At 57.1% G+C, this 15,423-nt stretch carries 14 protein-coding genes and 1 tRNA gene; 3 read left to right on the top strand and 12 right to left on the bottom strand.

The features are described from left to right. Window positions 1-368: 368 nt before the first annotated feature. Window positions 369-1,472, top strand: coding sequence for an acyl-CoA dehydrogenase family protein (locus A6F49_RS09750; protein WP_043057447.1), 1,104 nt, complete (start codon window positions 369-371; stop codon window positions 1,470-1,472). Between the two features lie 153 nt (window positions 1,473-1,625). After that, entirely contained in the window at window positions 1,626-1,862 is a 237-nt protein-coding gene (locus tag A6F49_RS09745; RefSeq protein ID WP_150119450.1) for a helix-turn-helix domain-containing protein, read from the top strand. Between the two features lie 147 nt (window positions 1,863-2,009). Here the strand turns inward: A6F49_RS09745 and A6F49_RS09740 are convergent. The 6 genes from A6F49_RS09740 to eno all read right to left on the bottom strand — a co-directional run bounded on the left by A6F49_RS09740 (window position 2,010) and on the right by eno (window position 8,786). Further along, window positions 2,010-2,083, bottom strand: a tRNA-Leu gene (locus tag A6F49_RS09740). Between the two features lie 115 nt (window positions 2,084-2,198). Continuing rightward, window positions 2,199-3,611, bottom strand: a complete 1,413-nt coding sequence (locus tag A6F49_RS09735; RefSeq protein WP_043057449.1) for an NAD(P)/FAD-dependent oxidoreductase — start codon at window positions 3,609-3,611, stop codon at window positions 2,199-2,201. Window positions 3,612-3,676: 65 nt separating this feature from the next. Beyond that, the gene (locus A6F49_RS09730; protein ID WP_043057450.1) at window positions 3,677-4,996 is read right to left on the bottom strand and encodes a S8 family peptidase; all 1,320 of its coding nucleotides are present in this window, start codon (window positions 4,994-4,996) and stop codon (window positions 3,677-3,679) included. A gap of 2 nt (window positions 4,997-4,998) precedes the next feature. Further along, window positions 4,999-6,591 carry a DUF501 domain-containing protein gene (locus tag A6F49_RS18595; RefSeq protein ID WP_201120286.1) on the bottom strand — a complete coding sequence of 531 codons (1,593 nt, stop codon included), beginning with the start codon at window positions 6,589-6,591 and terminating at the stop codon, window positions 4,999-5,001. Window positions 6,592-6,599: 8 nt separating this feature from the next. Further along, complete coding sequence (locus A6F49_RS17345) at window positions 6,600-7,322, bottom strand: FtsB family cell division protein (protein ID WP_161485801.1); 723 nt, start codon at window positions 7,320-7,322, stop codon at window positions 6,600-6,602. A gap of 183 nt (window positions 7,323-7,505) precedes the next feature. Beyond that, the gene (gene eno, locus A6F49_RS09715; protein WP_043057451.1) at window positions 7,506-8,786 is read right to left on the bottom strand and encodes a phosphopyruvate hydratase; all 1,281 of its coding nucleotides are present in this window, start codon (window positions 8,784-8,786) and stop codon (window positions 7,506-7,508) included. A gap of 393 nt (window positions 8,787-9,179) precedes the next feature. On the opposite strand from eno, the gene A6F49_RS09710 reads away from it, so the two are divergent. Continuing rightward, window positions 9,180-10,253, top strand: a complete 1,074-nt coding sequence (locus A6F49_RS09710) for a hypothetical protein (RefSeq protein ID WP_150119449.1) — start codon at window positions 9,180-9,182, stop codon at window positions 10,251-10,253. A gap of 334 nt (window positions 10,254-10,587) precedes the next feature. On the opposite strand, the gene A6F49_RS09705 is transcribed toward A6F49_RS09710, so the two are convergent. The 6 genes from A6F49_RS09705 to A6F49_RS09680 form a co-directional block, all read right to left on the bottom strand. Continuing rightward, on the bottom strand, window positions 10,588-10,773 hold the full coding sequence (locus tag A6F49_RS09705) for a serpin family protein (RefSeq protein WP_043057453.1): 186 nt from the start codon (window positions 10,771-10,773) through the stop codon (window positions 10,588-10,590). Between the two features lie 99 nt (window positions 10,774-10,872). Next, on the bottom strand, window positions 10,873-11,337 hold the full coding sequence (gene yiaA / locus A6F49_RS09700; protein ID WP_043057454.1) for an inner membrane protein YiaA: 465 nt from the start codon (window positions 11,335-11,337) through the stop codon (window positions 10,873-10,875). Window positions 11,338-11,521: 184 nt separating this feature from the next. Further along, window positions 11,522-12,226, bottom strand: coding sequence for a MazG nucleotide pyrophosphohydrolase domain-containing protein (locus A6F49_RS09695; protein WP_043057455.1), 705 nt, complete (start codon window positions 12,224-12,226; stop codon window positions 11,522-11,524). Between the two features lie 10 nt (window positions 12,227-12,236). Continuing rightward, window positions 12,237-13,475, bottom strand: coding sequence for an adenosine deaminase (locus A6F49_RS09690; protein WP_082911716.1), 1,239 nt, complete (start codon window positions 13,473-13,475; stop codon window positions 12,237-12,239). After that, the gene (locus A6F49_RS09685) at window positions 13,475-14,131 is read right to left on the bottom strand and encodes a DedA family protein (protein ID WP_043057456.1); all 657 of its coding nucleotides are present in this window, start codon (window positions 14,129-14,131) and stop codon (window positions 13,475-13,477) included. The genes A6F49_RS09690 and A6F49_RS09685 overlap by 1 nt, the downstream gene beginning before the upstream one ends. Window positions 14,132-14,151: 20 nt before the next feature. Next, on the bottom strand, window positions 14,152-15,420 hold the full coding sequence (locus A6F49_RS09680; protein WP_043057457.1) for a thymidine phosphorylase: 1,269 nt from the start codon (window positions 15,418-15,420) through the stop codon (window positions 14,152-14,154). Window positions 15,421-15,423: the final 3 nt, after the last annotated feature.

Here is a 15,423-nt window from a genome sequence, read left to right as displayed (position 1 = left end):
CCCTGTAGGGCTATGCCACGACCTTCGTCACAGTCTGGGTAAGCACAAGATAACTAGGTCTTTGGGCGCGACTTGCCACGATCCGCGGCAGACACGGCACCAATCCGCAAGCTAACACAAGCACTCAGTGGATTTTCAGCAAACTTCAAGTGAAGGAGATCACTTGAACCGTAAATGATTTATTAGTTGCATCTTTGATTGAAGTATGAAGTTATTGTTGCATGCGCTTGGAGATTTCAACGTTTACACTAGTCAGGTTAGAAGAAGGTCTGATGGACTATGCGCAGGTACTGTTCCGTCAGTCCTGGAAGAAAGGCCTAAGCTAGTGGCGACTAGCTCAGGACCCTATCGAGAGACGTGCACATTCCATGCTCGAAGCCATCTACCAGCCTCTATCTACGATCGATCTCCCAGCAGAACTTGAACAGTGGGTCATGAAAAATGCGCCATCGATCGACATCGGTGAGACAGAAGTTCGTGGCGCGCTCCCCCATCTTGCGGAGCTGGGCGTGCTGGACCTTGGTGCCCCTATAAACCACAAAGGTGAACTGCTACGGCAGGCTGGCGTCATCGAACAACTCGCTCGCAGATCCTTTAGCACCGGTTTCGCCCTGTGGGGTCATCGAATGTGCATTGAATTTCTGGCACTTGCCGGTGGTCCCTTCGCCGAATCAAACCTCACAGCTTTACGTTCGGGTACGATGCCAGCAGCTTCTGTCATGGCGCCAGGATATAAGGCGGTTGCCGGTGCAGGAGATCTGAAGCTACGGATTAGCCGCGATATTCAAGGCCAACTTCGATTATCAGGTCGAATCGGTTGGGCTTCGAATCTATATTCGGATGCCATCGCTATTGCTCCTGCATATGGGTTTGATGCCCCTGAAAACGCCACTGGACCAGCTGGCGGCATCATCGTCGCTTTTCCACTGAACAGTCCCGGGGTAACAATCGGCCCAGCATTGGACCTGTTAGCGATGCGAGGAACTGCATCGACCTATGTGGATCTTGATAACGTCCCGATCGACCAGGATCAGATCCTTAGCTCTGACTTTGTGCCGTTCTTGCAGCGCACTCGTCCCACGCTCAGCATCCTCCAGGCCAGTTTTTGTATTGGTCTGGCGACAACTAGCTATGCGCAGGCCCGTGAGAATGCCACAGGGGTAAACGCCATCTTTATGCCAGAAATTCAAAAGCTAGGTCGCAAGTTAGCTGACACCAAACAACAGCTGGCTGCGTTGGCCCAACGGGTCGGTACGGAGACTTCACCGCATCCAGTAGATGTCCTGACGATGCGGTTGGATGCTGGGCTACTAGGGACGGAGCTTGCCGCACTGGAGTTGAAGACGTCTGGCGGGAGAGGTTTTGTCACGACGTCGGATACGAATCGGCGGTATCGGGAGTCGACGTTTATCCCGTTGCAATCACCGTCAGAGGCGCAGTTGCGCTGGGAGATCGAGCAGCTGAGCAAATAAAAAGAGTTGCGGTCAGTTGTGCGGACGTTCAGGGTTTATCCACAATTCGTACTGCTGGGCTTATCGTGTCCTAGGCAATCGTTATTAATGGTCTATAGGCCGGGTTTCAAAATCGACCCGACCAGCAGACCGACCACGATGGAGAGCATCACGATGACCACCGCAACCATGAGTAAAGCTGAGCAATTAGAAACACTCCGCGCTAATCTGCGTGACCTCATCACGGCTAGCGGAAAAACGCTCCAAGAAATCATTGACCACACCGGCATCTCCAGAACCACTCTTTACACGCGGCTCAACGTCGAGGGATCGGCGATCCCCATAGACGAGTTACACAAAATCTGGACAGTCTGCGGGAACCCAGGAAATATATCGGATCTCCTGAAGTAACTAATAACTCAGCGGATAACAACCGCACTGTCAAGACGCTACGCGGCTCGTTCGCATTCCCTGCTGTCCATGAAGGCCACGTCGCGAGGATGAGAAAACCCCTCTCACCGCATCAACATGCGGTGAGAGGGGCCTAACAGTGAAAAGTGCCTCCGATGGGACTCGAACCCATAACACAGCGATTTTAAGTCGCTTGCCTCTACCGATTGGGCTACGGAGGCGAACATTTAGAGTTTAGCGCATTTGCTACCGATGGTCACACTTTGCGAACCCTTGTCGCCCACGATGACGGTCCGCCAGTAGAAACCAGCGGACCGTCGTCGTAATGACGATTGCTTAGGCCTGTGCAGCAGCCTGTGCTTTTTGGTCTAAGCGGTTAGGCAGTTTCTCAAGACCTGCAGCTTCGCGGAATGCGTTGTGCGGGGTTTCGAGTTCTTTGAGCTGGGTGGTGTCTTTGCCCCAGATCAGCTCGTTGATCCAGCCGCCGAGAACGCGTGAGCTGCGCTCCCAGGTTGGCAGTGCGTAGTTGTGGTAGGCGCGGTGGGCCAGCCAGGCGGCAACACCGGACAGTTCGATACCCAGTGGGTTCCCGATGCCTTTGCCCACACCCATACCGGCTACTGCACCGAGGGACTTGTGGTAGTACTCTTCAACTGCACCCTCACCGAAGCGGACGGCCATAAGGTTGGCGGCCAAGCGGTCTGCCTGACGACCGGCATGCTGAGCGTTTGGTACACAGAAACCGCCGGGGCCATCACCGGTGAGGTCTGGAACAGCGGCAACGTCGCCGGCGGCCCATGCGCCTTCCAGTACGCCACCTTCGCCGTCAGAGACCTGCAGAGTCGGGGTAACTTCGATACGGCCACGCTGTTCGACTGGGAAGTCCGTGGAACGAGCCAGTTTATTTGCTGCAACACCAGCGGTCCAAACCAGAGTGTCGGCGTCGAAGGAGCCGGCATCGGACTGGTCGGTCATGTTGACCAGTTTTAGGTGGTTGTCGACTGCCGAGGACAACGAGGTGTTCAGCAGGACCTCGATGCCGCGGGAGCGGAATTCTTCGACCACGGAGACAGCTTGTTCTTCGCTGACTTCGGGCATGATGCGACCCATGGCTTCGATCAGCACGATGCGAGCATCCGACTGTGCCAGTCGTGGGTTCTTGGAGATTGCGGTGCGAACGAGATCTTCGATTTCACCAATCAGTTCTGCACCAGCGAATCCGCCACCGACGACAACGAAGGTTAGGGCCTTGCGGCGCTGTTCGGCGTCCGTCATCAGGGCTGCAGATTCGATGCGTTCCAGGATCTGGTTGCGAATGCTCACGGCTTCTTCGATGCGCTTCAGACCGATGGCGGCTTCACCCAGGCCATCGATTGGGAAAGTACGGGAATCGGCACCTGCGGTGACGATGACGTCCTGGTACGGCAGATCGAAGGTCATGCCTGCGGGGCCTTCAACAACGGCAACTTTTTCAGCGTGCTTGATCTCGACGATCTTGCCCTGCACGATTTCGGACTGCCGCAGGTGGCTGCGCAGATCGACGACTGCGTGGCGAGGTTCAATGGAGCCACCGACAACTTCTGGCAAAAATGGTTGGTACGTCAGATAAGAGTTTGGTTCAACGACGGTGACGATACCGCCGCGGTCGCGAATCTTTTTCTGTAGGCGTTTTGCTACGTTGTATCCAGCGTAGCCACCGCCCACGACGAGGACGCGGGGTTTTGGAGATAGATGAGGAGTAATAGCCATATGCCCTACCTTAGTTGCCTTGAAGCGACTTTGTGAAGTTTTTACCAAAGTCACAAAGATTGTTGTCAACGGTTGTGTTTACGAGTGAAAAAGACCGTGAGGATGATCACCGTGAGCAGCAGAATTGCAAAGCCAATGACCACGGTTGCTTGCAGTGTGGCGGGTGATTCTTCGAGCTGGGCGGCCACGGGCAGCTGCGTCGGATAATCGATCGGCCCGGCCACCTCACGGGTGTCCTCGGTACTGCTGGTGTCTTCAATTTCGCCGCGGCGGTGCAGGGTGATCCACTCGGCGATCGAGCCCATCGGGTTGGCATCAACGTTTGGCACATCAGCGCTGACCGCTGCCGCCGCATCGATAATGCCGCGCCCATAGAGGTTATCTTGGCCCGCGTCACCGGTGTCTTTGGCGGTCTCCAAGATGCGATGAATTACCTGGTGAGCCGGCATATCTGGGTGCTCAGCTCGAATCAGTGCAGCCAGTCCTGACACTAACGGTGCCGCGCCGGAGGTTCCCGACCAGGTGGTGTATTCGTCATCGGGCAGCGCACCGATCAGTGGATCAGCTGGTGCCGCGACCCCGATGGTGATGCCTTCGGTCGAGGCGTCCCAAGAGGCATTGCCTTCCTCGTCCAGGCCTGCCACTGTGAGCACGCCGGGAATGGTTGCGGGGGCGCCGACCACGTTGGAACCTGATGCGCGGTTTCCTGCTGCAACGACTACAACGACGTCATGTTCTTCAGCATAGAGAAAGGCGTCGTCCCAGGATTCGGGCCAGTCTTGGGCAGACGAGGCCAATGAAATGTTAATCACATCGGCCCCCTGGTCGACCAACCAGGTCATCCCATTGGCGATTTGTTGATCAACCGTGGGCACATTTGGTGCACTATCATCGAGCAGGACGGACACGGACAGCAGCTCCGCTTTTGGCGCTGTGCCAAGAATGCCATCGGTACCGAATTCATCGATCGGGGCGACTTCTTCTTCCTCAGCGGCGTCGTCGTCATCCTTGTCTTTATCCTCGTCGTCCTCGTCGTCTTCTTCACGTTCTGGAGGATCGCCGTGACCATGTCCGGCAAGCAGTGAGGCCACCATGGTGCCGTGGTTCGGGTCCGGGCCCATTGGCGTGGTGCCGTTGGTCCCGCTGGATCCGGAGGCATCGTAGCCGCCAACAACCTGGCCTGAGAGGTCTTGGTGGGACGCATCAATACCGGTGTCTATGATCCCAACGGTCACGCCCTCCCCCATGCTGGTTTCCCATGCGGTGGTGAAGCCGTAATCGTTGAGCCAGTATTGTTCGTCGCGCCACGTGTCTGCGGCGGCCGGGGTGGCTAGGATTGCGGTCAGTGCAATGCCGGTGAGTCCGGCAAGTGCCTTTTTGTACATCGTTACCTCAGTAGTGACAGTGCGATGCCGTCCAGTATGTCTTTCTCGCTGGTAATGGCCGTGGTTACCCTACCATTAGTGGCTTGTCGAATGTGTTGCAGCAGTTGGGCCCAGATGATGGCTCCGGCACCGATGACGTCGATACGCCCCTCGTGCATAAATCCATGGGCTGCGCGCTGTTGGGTGGTTTCAGCAATAATCGAATTGGCGGTATCCACGATGCGGTCGATGTCGAGTTCGGTGCCGTGGATTGCTTCAGAATCGTAGGCTTCAAGCCCCAGTGCGGCTGCGGTAATGGTGGTGATGGTGCCCGCTACCCCAACGACTGCATCGAGTGAGGTAAGGTCGAATACTTGTGGATCCAGTGCGGCCAGGTGCTGTGCAAGGTCATTCTGGGCTGCGCGGATTTGTTCTTGCGTGGGCGGATCGGCGAGTTTGTGCCGTTCGTGGAATCGCACACATCCAACGTTCATTGACGTTTGTGCTGTAATGGTCGCGGCCCCGTCGGCGGGGTCGATCGTGCCAATCACAATTTCAGTGGAACCGCCGCCCAGATCAACGACGGCGACCTTGACTGGCCGATCCCAACGGGAGGTATCCAGTGCTGAGACGGCACCGGAGAAGGTTAGTTCGGCTTCAACCTCACCGGAAACGACCTCCGGGGTGACGTGCAAGCGCTGGCGAATGCCGGTGACAAACGCGTCGCGGTTCGACACATCGCGCGAGGCTGAGGTCGCAATGAAACGCGTTGGATAAGCGCCATAGCGGGTAATTTCTTTGGCGTATTCGTACACGGCCGCAAAGGTGCGTTCAAGGGCTTCGGGTGCGAATTCTCCGGTCTCATCAACACCCTGACCCAAGCGGACGATGCGCATGTCGCGGTGCAGTTCTTGCATGCCGTTCTCGGTCATTTTGGCAATCAGCAAGCGAACCGAGTTGGTGCCGGCATCGATTGCAGCAACCGGTCCCGCACCGGACTCTTCGTACTGAATGGGGTTGGTACGCCCGGCTCGGCGCAGTCGACGGGTGTGGCGGGACAGGTCCTTTTGGGGCGCTTCGCCCTCGGTGTCCCAGGCGCCTTCGCATCGGCATACGGTTGGATCAAAGTCATGACGCATCAACGCCAGTGCCTCATCGCCCAGTGGGTTGGCTCCGGGGCCTTCGGCCAGGGAGTGTCCTACCAGTACGTGAATACATTTGACGCGTTCGGGCATGCCCCCGGCGGTGACGCCGTCGATCTCTGGAACAGGTCCGACGCCGGAGATTTCGCCAATGCGGGCACGCGCACTCAAGTACTGTTCGTGAGCCTTGCGGTAGGCAGCCGCCAGTTCGGCGTCGTTATTCAGGCGTTGGGTCATGTCTTCCATCACGCCGGCATTCTCTAATCGCGATGCGGCAGCGGTGGCATGCGGGTGGGTCAGATAGAACGTGGTCGGAAACGGAATGCCGTTACTCAGCCTCGGCGCGGTGGTGGCGACCAATGGGTTGCCGCAGACACAGCGGGCTCCGATTTCAACGACATCGCGAACCGGGCGGCCCAGTTGGCGCGACAGCGTATCAAGATCGTCAGCGGTTGGTTGGTGTTGGTTGGTCACGTTGTTCCTTATTCCTGACCTGAGGTGAGTACCGAACCCCACAGGCGGTCGGCCCAGCCCATCTCGATGTCTTCATCGATCGTGGCGACGTTGGGTTCTGGTTCTGTAGCTTCTGTCTCGTCGTCAATGACGAGGTATTTTCGTTCTCCGGGCATGACCATGTTAAAGCGTTCACGAGCCTGTTGTTGGACATAGGCTGGGTCTTCCCAACGCTCTATTTGGGTTTCGAGGTCTTGCTGGCGCTGTTGTTCTTGGGCCAGCTGCTGTTGGGCCTGCGTGATGTCGTTTTGTTGTTCCAATAACAGCTGCAACGGCTGCGCCATAATGAGGGCCGCAATAAAAAGGACTGTCAGCAGCGCGACCGTGCGGCCAGAAAACTGGCGGGCCGGTTCCGGGGTATTTTCAAACGACGTCGCTCGATCGGCACGATCCCAAATATTCGAATCAATCTGTTTGGCAGATCGCTTCGTGGATTTCTTGGTGGCCTGCTTGGCTCCAGCCCACAGGCGCTCACGCATCTTCGATCGCGGAGCCGGTGCTGGGGTTTCTTGCGCAACCTCCGGCTCAGCCTGATGTTTGCCCGGTTGTTCCCCGGTGGCTTTGCGACGGTTGATCTTGGTGACAGGTGCCGGGTCGTCAGTGATGATCGCGTCATCTTCGGGCTCGAGCTGCTCTGGCTCTTTTGGCTTGGCGGGTTGCCCACTGCTTGGCATGCGTGGTTTCTTTGGCACCTGGTCACCTCCCATAGCGCGGCTTGTAATTTATCTAGTGTAATAGCCTAGGCGTTGGGACAGCGCTGCATCGCCCCGTGGCGGCACGCTTTATCAGCCAATACCCAGTTTGTTACGCGGTCTTGACACGTCAACACCGCGACCGGAATGCGCCCCGGCCGCGGTGTTGAGTAGCTTAGCGCGTTAGCGTGCTAGACGAGGGAATGCTGAAGCGCCGGCGTAGCGGGCGGCATCGTGCAGTTCTTCTTCGATACGTAGCAACTGGTTATATTTGGCAACACGGTCCGAGCGTGCTGGTGCACCCGTCTTGATCTGGCCGGCGTTGGTGGCCACGGCCAGGTCTGCGATGAAGGTGTCTTCGGTTTCACCGGAGCGGTGCGAGATAACACAAGCAAATGTGTTGGACTGTGCCAGACGAATGGTTTCGAAGGTTTCGGTCATGGTACCGATCTGGTTGACCTTGACCAGCACCGAGTTACCGGCTTTTTCGTCGATACCGCGCTGCAGACGTTCAACGTTGGTGACGTAGAGGTCATCGCCAACCAGCTGTACTGTATCGCCGAGTTTGGCGGTCAGTTCGGTCCAGCCGGTCCAGTCTTGTTCATCCAGTGGATCTTCGATCGAGATGATTGGGAAGTCTTCGACCAATTTGGCGTAGTAGTCGATCATGGCGGCAGCGTCGCGCTGTTCGCCTTCAAAGGTGTATGCGCCGTCGTTGTAGAACTCTGATGAGGCAACATCAAGGCCTAGGGCGATCTGGTCGCCCACGGTGTAGCCAGCCTTTTCGATGGCTTCAACGATGACTTCGAGTGCTTGACGGTTGGATTCCAAGTCAGGGGCGAAGCCACCTTCGTCACCCAGGCCGGTGCCCAAACCTTTTTCCTGCAGTACGGCTTTGAGGCTGTGGTAGACCTCGGTGCCCCAGCGCAGTGCTTCGGAGAATGATGCTGCACCGATAGGCAGGACCATGAATTCTTGGATGTCAACGTTGGTGTCGGCGTGTGCGCCACCATTGAGGATGTTCATCATCGGCACTGGCAACACGTGTGCGTTGGCACCGCCGAGGTATTTGAACAGTGGCTGGTCAGTCGAGGCAGCGGCAGCGTTGGCCACGGCCATCGAGACACCCAGCAGGGCGTTTGCGCCGATGCTGGATTTGTTTTCGGTGCCGTCCAAGTCAAGGAGAACCTGGTCGACGTCGCGCTGGGAGGTGGCGTCGGTGCCGAATAGCGCGTCGGCGATCATGGTGTTGACGGATTCAACAGCGTCCAGAACGCCTTTGCCCAGGTAGCGGTCTTTGTCGCCATCGCGGCGTTCTACGGCTTCAAATTCACCGGTTGAAGCACCAGATGGGACAGCTGCGCGCCCCAGTGAGCCGTCGGTGAGCAGCACTTCAACTTCAACGGTTGGGTTGCCGCGGGAGTCCAGAATTTCACGAGCATGAATGGCGTCAATAAAGGCCATGAGTGCAATCTCCTTGGAAAGATTTATGGTCACCGGTATGGGTGTCCCTGACATACGTCAAGCCCTAGTGTATCGATTGACAGTGTCTACCAGAGCTAATGTCGCCTATGATGCGCCCCACGTTTAGCTTTGTCTGCCCTGTCTACATCAGGAATTACCATCTGACTATTAACCACGACCGACCCGAGTGCAAACTTGGGCGAAACGAAGCCGTCTGCCTTGAGGTCGGGTCAAAGAGGGTTGCCATCGAACAGGCTCCAGGGTAGCGAACTCTAGCTGACGAGGCACGATACATCTAAGATTAGTCATGCTCATATCATCTCCGCAGTCCAGACATCATAAAATATCAGCCGATATGCAACGCGACTGCGCCTCGAAGAAGTAGGACTATAAGTGAAAGCGACTTATCGAATTCCGGTAGTATCCGCCGTTACTGTGGGATTGTTATTCTGTGCAACACCTGCGGTGGCTACCCCAACACTTGATCCAGCGCCTTCGGAGACATCTTCGTCTTCAGTGCCCGTTGTTGAAAATGCTCAGTCTTCAAACCCACAGATCCCAGAGGCTCAGGTATCTGCCTCGGTGTCTGACGAAGACAACATCGTTGACCGTTCAACAGTAGAGCACCCAGAGCAGGCATCTACGGAACGTAGCACGCCGCGAGAGGATACAAGCCCTTCTTCGACCCCCGATCCAGGATCGGATCCCACGGACATCACCCCCTTCAAGCAAGGGCCGTTGGTCTCGGAACGATTTTCAGAGCCTGGCGATCTTGAACCCCTCAGTCAAGAGCTTGCTGTCCTGGACGAGGACGAACTCTGGGCACTCATTGATGGATTAGCTCCCGAGGGCAGCGAGAATTGGGACGACGCACAATGGGAGGCTTTCTTTGAGACTCCAGCAGGCCAAGCCTACCTAGACGAAGTCGACGAACTGCTCGAAACGCTATTCCCTGAAGGCGCCGAAGAGTGGGACGATGAGGAGTGGGAAGCTTACTGGGCTGAGCTTGAGGCCTATTTGGCACAGCTTGAAGCTATCTTCCCTGAAGGAAGCGAGAATTGGGATGAGGCCCAATGGGAAGCTTTCCTGCTGACCCCAGAGGGTGAAGCGTTCTTGGATGAATTCTTGGCGTTCCTCTTGCAAGATCTTGATGAAGCACAGATGGAGGAATTGCTATCGCTATTCGACGCGCTGTTTGAAGAGTTAATGGCGATCTTGCAGGAAGAAGGGCTAGCTTCGAATAACAGCCAAGCGACCCCTCCAGCGAGCACTCCGACAGCTGAAACGGATATTCAGCCTGCTGCAGCCACCAAAACTTCTACTGCGGCTGAAGCTTCTTTAGCCGACACCGGAAGTAACGGTGCGGGAATCCTCGCAGGAATTGGAATACTCCTGTTCTTAGCTGGAACTGGGGTCCTGGTGGGTCAGCGCCGATGGCAGGCTCGCAAAGCAACCACTCGTCACTAGCGCGCACTCGGCTAGCCGAGCTGGCTATTGTACTGTCGCAGATCCGCGTTGAATCCGATCCCAACGGCGCCGCGTACTCGTGCAAATAGTTGGGATCCCACTTCGCCGCTGGTAAAAATTGCCGAGTTGCTTTCTGAAAGCAACTCGGCAATCAGCGGTCTTCGCAGCATCGCGAATGCAGAGTTACCGTAAACAGACCAATGTCGACTTCATTGCGGAGCTCCTGGCCGATACCCTTGGCTACAATCACGGCAATTAATTGTTCGACAGCTCCCGACGGTGCTAGTAGATTTAAATGACGGTGCTAGTAGATTTAAATGTCGTGTTCTGGGGATTATCGAGGATCAGCGATGGCAGCCAAGAAGAGTGGCCAAGCCGTATCAGTATGCACGATCCGCAGCACAAAGTGCCGGTCTGCGTGCATCTCAAGCGTCTCGCTGAACACCGGCTCAGACACCTCATTGACTTCGATTTCCGTGACAGCTGCTGCAATCGTTCCATCTTCATCGACTTTCAGCACGACCTGATAGTCAACGCGTCAATCCACAAGTCCTCGTCCATGATGCCATCGAGACTATTGCTGGCAATTATCTGTGATAGCCCTGATCCTCAGCCCGGATCACAGTGGCGGATTCGGCGGCGTACCGTACTCCAGGTCTTCCTCGTCGTCCTCTGTACCTTTAAAACCCGCTAGGTCGCGAACATTTTTCTGCACGGCGACGACAGCGAACAAGCTCAATACGAAGCCCAGTGCGTAGAAACCTTTTTCAATGGTTTCGATACTGCCGGCATTCCACAGACCGATAACCAATAGCGAGATAGCAACGATGAGCACAAACCAGGTGATGCCGTAGTACAGGTTGGTAGTGGGGATGCCGTCGGCCCGGTCACGGACTGTTTTCTGCAACGAAATCGCCCCGTAAAGCCCAAGCATGAGCACCGTGAAATAGTAGCCCATCTCATTGAGCTCCATTGCAGAGTTGAACAAGCCGATCAAATAGGTTGCGACCCCGATGATGAGTGCCAACCATGAGGCACCAATAAATGCCGGCGTTGGCTTATTTTGCGTGATGGTCTCGGTCATGAAGCGGGAACTTCCTCTTGTTGGGCTGCGAAATGATGGTGGTGAGGTGCTGCGTGTCATGCAGGACGTCGGAGCGGGTTCACGGATACTACCGTATGCCATGGCAGTCTGAGTATCCATAATTGCCTGATCGCTTCGACGGTGATCCGCAATGAACCGTGTTGGTGATGACCTCCTGAAGACCTTACTGTAACCGTGACAGATACTGACGCAGTGCCGCTTCTAGATCGACCCCGTTAGCGCGCGCCGTGCGAACAAGTTCAAAAAGCTGCGCGCCGATATCTTCGTCGACCACATTGACTGTTACGTGGGAGCTGGCAGGTTTCTTCCCGAACGGGTCGACTGGCTGCCGTCCGGCACGATCAACGATTTTTGCCGCAGCTGCAAGCGCCGGTAGACCGGGTGGGAGATCGAAGATCGATGACCGTGCGGCATCCTCGACCGACGGGTCGTCACCTTTTTCGGCTTGTTTGATCTGTTCCCAGGTCTTTTCAACGTCGTCCACGGTGACGTTGCCGAGTCGGTCCTGGGGCAGAAGTTGTCCGTCAGCATCGAAAACATGGGGATTACGTCGCAGCATCTTCTGGCTGATCGCATCGGCGACATCGTCGACAGTAAACGCACCGGCCTGTTCGGCAATTGCCGAATGCAGGGTCACCTGAAACAGCACATCGCCGAGTTCTTTGCGGAACTCTTCATAGGTGCCGTTATCCGCAGCGACGTTCTCCCAGTCGTTGGCCGGCACGGACTCAATGACTTCAACGGCCTCATACGCTTCCTCGATGAGGTATTCGGTCAGCTGGTGGTGGGTCAGGGTCTGGGTCCAGGGGCAATATTTGCGTAATTGGGCGGTGATCCACACGAGGCGTTGCAGGCCGGTGTCTGCCATGGTTGAGGGGTTATTCCTTGTCGTCTTCGTCGTCTTCAATTTCTACGAAGAAGACGGGCGCGTCTGGGTCGTCTTGATCGTGCACGCCGGCGATGACGTCCATCCAGGAGAATTCGATGAATTCGCGCAGTTGATCGCGGGCGTATTCGGTTTGGAAGGCACCTTTGACGGCGTTGAGCTGGAATTCCAGCAGGTCGATCATGGTGTAGCCGTAGGTTGCGGCCAGGGTGTAGAGCTCATCAGTGAGGCTGACCCCGGAGATCAGGCGGTTGTCCGGATTCACGGTGACGGCGAAGCCAGAGCGGTAAAGCAGATCGAACGGGTGGTTCTGCAGTGGCGCGTCTACGGGGCCTGGTGTTACGGCGGCGGTTTGGATATTGGAGGTTGGGCACAGTTCCAGCACGGTGTTGTTGTACAGCGTGCGGTTGGCAACATCGCCCCAGACCATGATCTCCTGGTTATCGTCGAGTTCCACGTTGGATAGGTCTTGGACCATATTCACTCCGTGGCCAATGCGCAGGGCCCGTCCGGAGGTTAGGGCTGCGGCGATGGAGTCCAGGCCGTCGGCTTCACCCGCGTGGATGGTGATGGGCACGAAGCGTTCATCGAGCCAGGCAAAGACCTCGGCAAATCGGGTGGCCGGGAAGCCGTGTTCTGGTCCGGCGATGTCGAAGGCCACGACCGAGCCCTTGGGACGGTGGCGGTGGGTCAGCTCGGCGATTTCTTGTGCGTTTTCTTTCGAGTTCTGGCGCATCGCGCACAGGATCTGGTGGACTTGGAGTCCGCCGTCGAGTTCCTGCATGGCTTTTTCCAACCCGGCGGTTACGGCGTCGACGGTTTCATCCAGGCTCAACCCGTTGCGGGTGTGTTGTTCAGGAGCCCACCGGACTTCGCCGTAGACCACGCCGTCCTCGGCAAGGTCCATGGCAAATTCATAGGCAATGCGTTCCAGGGCCTGCGCGGTTTGCATCACGGCCGTGGTGTGGTCAAACATTTCCAGGTATTTGGGCAGTGAGCCGGCGTTGGCTGCGGCTGCAAACCAGTCGGCCAGGGCCTCTTCGGTATCGGCTGGCAGTTCGTGGCCGATGGCTTGGGCCAGTTCCCACACGGTTTCGACCCGCAGGCCGCCGTCGAGGTGGTCATGCAGCGAGACTTTTGGTAGGCCGGCCAGATCGAGGGCAAACGGGTCCAGGTTCAAGTCGTCTTCTGGTCCAAGGGCTGGGGTGTTGTCAGTGGATTCCTGTTTCATCACGAGTCCGAGTCTAGGCTAGTTTCAGTGTTGTCGGCATCTTGATCAAGATGTTTGTCCATGCGGTTGCGCATAAATCTTTTGATCCCCCGGTCGATGATCCACCCCAGGATTGCCGCGAAGACTAACGCGAGACCAATTTGCAGGATGGTGTTGTCTAACCAGCCCGAGGTGAAGTACCCAATGGCCAGGGAATAGGCCGCCCAGATGGCGGCAGAGATGAAGTCTAAGATCATAAACTTGGCCACCTTCATGTGGGTGGCGCCGGCGATGAAGTTCACGGCTACGCGTCCGCCGGGGATGTGGCGGGCGGTGATGACGACGAGCGCCCCGGAGTGGCGCAGGGTTTGTTTGACCCCGCCAATCGCCCGGACCACCGAGCGGGTGCGCATCCAGCGGAACCGGGTGACGCCGATGGTGCGGCCCAGCCAGTAGGCGATTTGGTCGCCGATGAAGGCCCCGAACCAGCCTGCGAAAAACAGGGTAACCAGGCTGATGCCCGGGCGTTGATCAGAGATTGAGGCCAGTGCAACGAGGATGGATTCGGATGGGACAATCGGAAAAAACCCGTCAACAAGACTGAACAAGAAGACGGCCAGCGGCATCCACCAGGCTCCGGCGGCCTGCAGGATGAGCTCTTCGAGAAAGTCCAACAAGTCTGCGATCCTACGGTGGGTTAGTCAATGACGTCGATGATCAAATCAGGGGTGCGAAATGTTTCGGCCACTTCCAGTGCAGATTCCAGCAGTTCTTGCGCAGCTGGGATCCGGTCTTCAGTCTCAGTGTAGAGCGTCATCAGGGGTTGACCAGTAGTGATGCGGTCTCCGGGTTTTGCATGCAGCCGGATTCCGGCGGTGGCCTGGACCGGTTGGCCCTGGAATTGACGGCCGGCGCCCAGGCGCCAGGCGGCCTCGCCCACGGCGCGGGCATCCATGCGGGTCAGCACGCCGGTTTCGGGTGCGACCACGGTGTGTTCATGCGGTGCGGTGGGTAGGGGCGCATCTGGATCGCCAAACTGGGCAGCAACCATGGCGCGCCAGGCGTCCATGGCTTTGCCGTTGGCCAGGTGTTCGGCGGGATCCGCGTCGATACCTGCACCGGCCAGCATGTGCTGTGCCAGGGTGAGCGTCAGTTCTACGACGTCGTCGGGTCCCCCACCGGCTAGGACTTCCAAGGTTTCTTCGACTTCGATCGCGTTGCCCACGGTAGAGCCCAGCGGGGTGTCCATGCGCGTGAGCACCGCGGTGGTGGCAACCCCATATTCCTTGCCCAACCACACCATTTTTTCAGCCAGTTGGCGGGCGGCGTCCTGATCCTGCATGAACGCGCCGGTGCCGGTTTTGACATCAAGTACCAGGGTGTCGGTGCCTTCCGCCAGTTTCTTGGACATGATCGATGAAGCGATCAGCGGCATGGAGTCGACGGTTGCGGTGACGTCGCGCAGCGCATAGATTTTCTTATCGGCCGGAGCCAGTTGCCCGGTGGCAGCACAGATCACGCCGCCAACGGTGCGCAGTTGGTTGCGGATGTGGGCTTCGGTGAGATCCACGGTGAATCCGGGGATGGATTCTAGTTTGTCCAGGGTGCCACCGGTGTGGCCCAGGCCCCGACCTGAAAGTTGCGGCACGGCCACGCCGAAGGATGCCACTAACGGTGTCAGGGGCAGGGTAATTTTGTCGCCGACTCCCCCGGTGGAGTGTTTATCTGCGGTGGGTTTGCCCAGGTCGGAGAAATTCAGGGTGACCCCGGAGTTGAGCATCGCGGTGGTCAGGGCAAAAATTTCGTTATCATTGAGGCCCTGGAAATAAATCGCCATGGCCAGCGCGGCGAATTGTTCATCCGATACCTCACCGGCAGTGTAGGCGTTGACCATCCAGGTGATCTGCTCGGAGGTCAGGGCATGACCATTGCGTTTGGTAGTGATGATGTCGACGGCGGTAAACATGAG

The sequence above is a fragment of the Enteractinococcus helveticum genome (assembly GCF_001657475.1).
Classification (GTDB): domain Bacteria; phylum Actinomycetota; class Actinomycetes; order Actinomycetales; family Micrococcaceae; genus Yaniella; species Yaniella helvetica.
Note: the sequence above shows the minus strand (reverse complement) of the source record. Positions and strands in the feature narration are given on the sequence as shown.

Bases quoted from the DNA above. Each gene is read 5' to 3' on its own strand.
- A6F49_RS09680 (WP_043057457.1), bottom strand. From the start codon at position 15,420: ATGTTTACCGCCGTCGACATCATCACTACCAAACGCAATGGTCATGCC.
- yiaA (WP_043057454.1), bottom strand. From the start codon at position 11,337: ATGACCGAGACCATCACGCAAAATAAGCCAACGCCGGCATTTATTGGT.
- A6F49_RS09750 (WP_043057447.1), top strand. From the start codon at position 369: ATGCTCGAAGCCATCTACCAGCCTCTATCTACGATCGATCTCCCAGCA.
- A6F49_RS09730 (WP_043057450.1), bottom strand. From the start codon at position 4,996: ATGTACAAAAAGGCACTTGCCGGACTCACCGGCATTGCACTGACCGCA.
- eno (WP_043057451.1), bottom strand. From the start codon at position 8,786: ATGGCCTTTATTGACGCCATTCATGCTCGTGAAATTCTGGACTCCCGC.
- A6F49_RS09735 (WP_043057449.1), bottom strand. From the start codon at position 3,611: ATGGCTATTACTCCTCATCTATCTCCAAAACCCCGCGTCCTCGTCGTG.
- A6F49_RS09690 (WP_082911716.1), bottom strand. From the start codon at position 13,475: ATGAAACAGGAATCCACTGACAACACCCCAGCCCTTGGACCAGAAGAC.
- A6F49_RS09745 (WP_150119450.1), top strand. From the start codon at position 1,626: ATGACCACCGCAACCATGAGTAAAGCTGAGCAATTAGAAACACTCCGC.
- A6F49_RS09695 (WP_043057455.1), bottom strand. From the start codon at position 12,226: ATGGCAGACACCGGCCTGCAACGCCTCGTGTGGATCACCGCCCAATTA.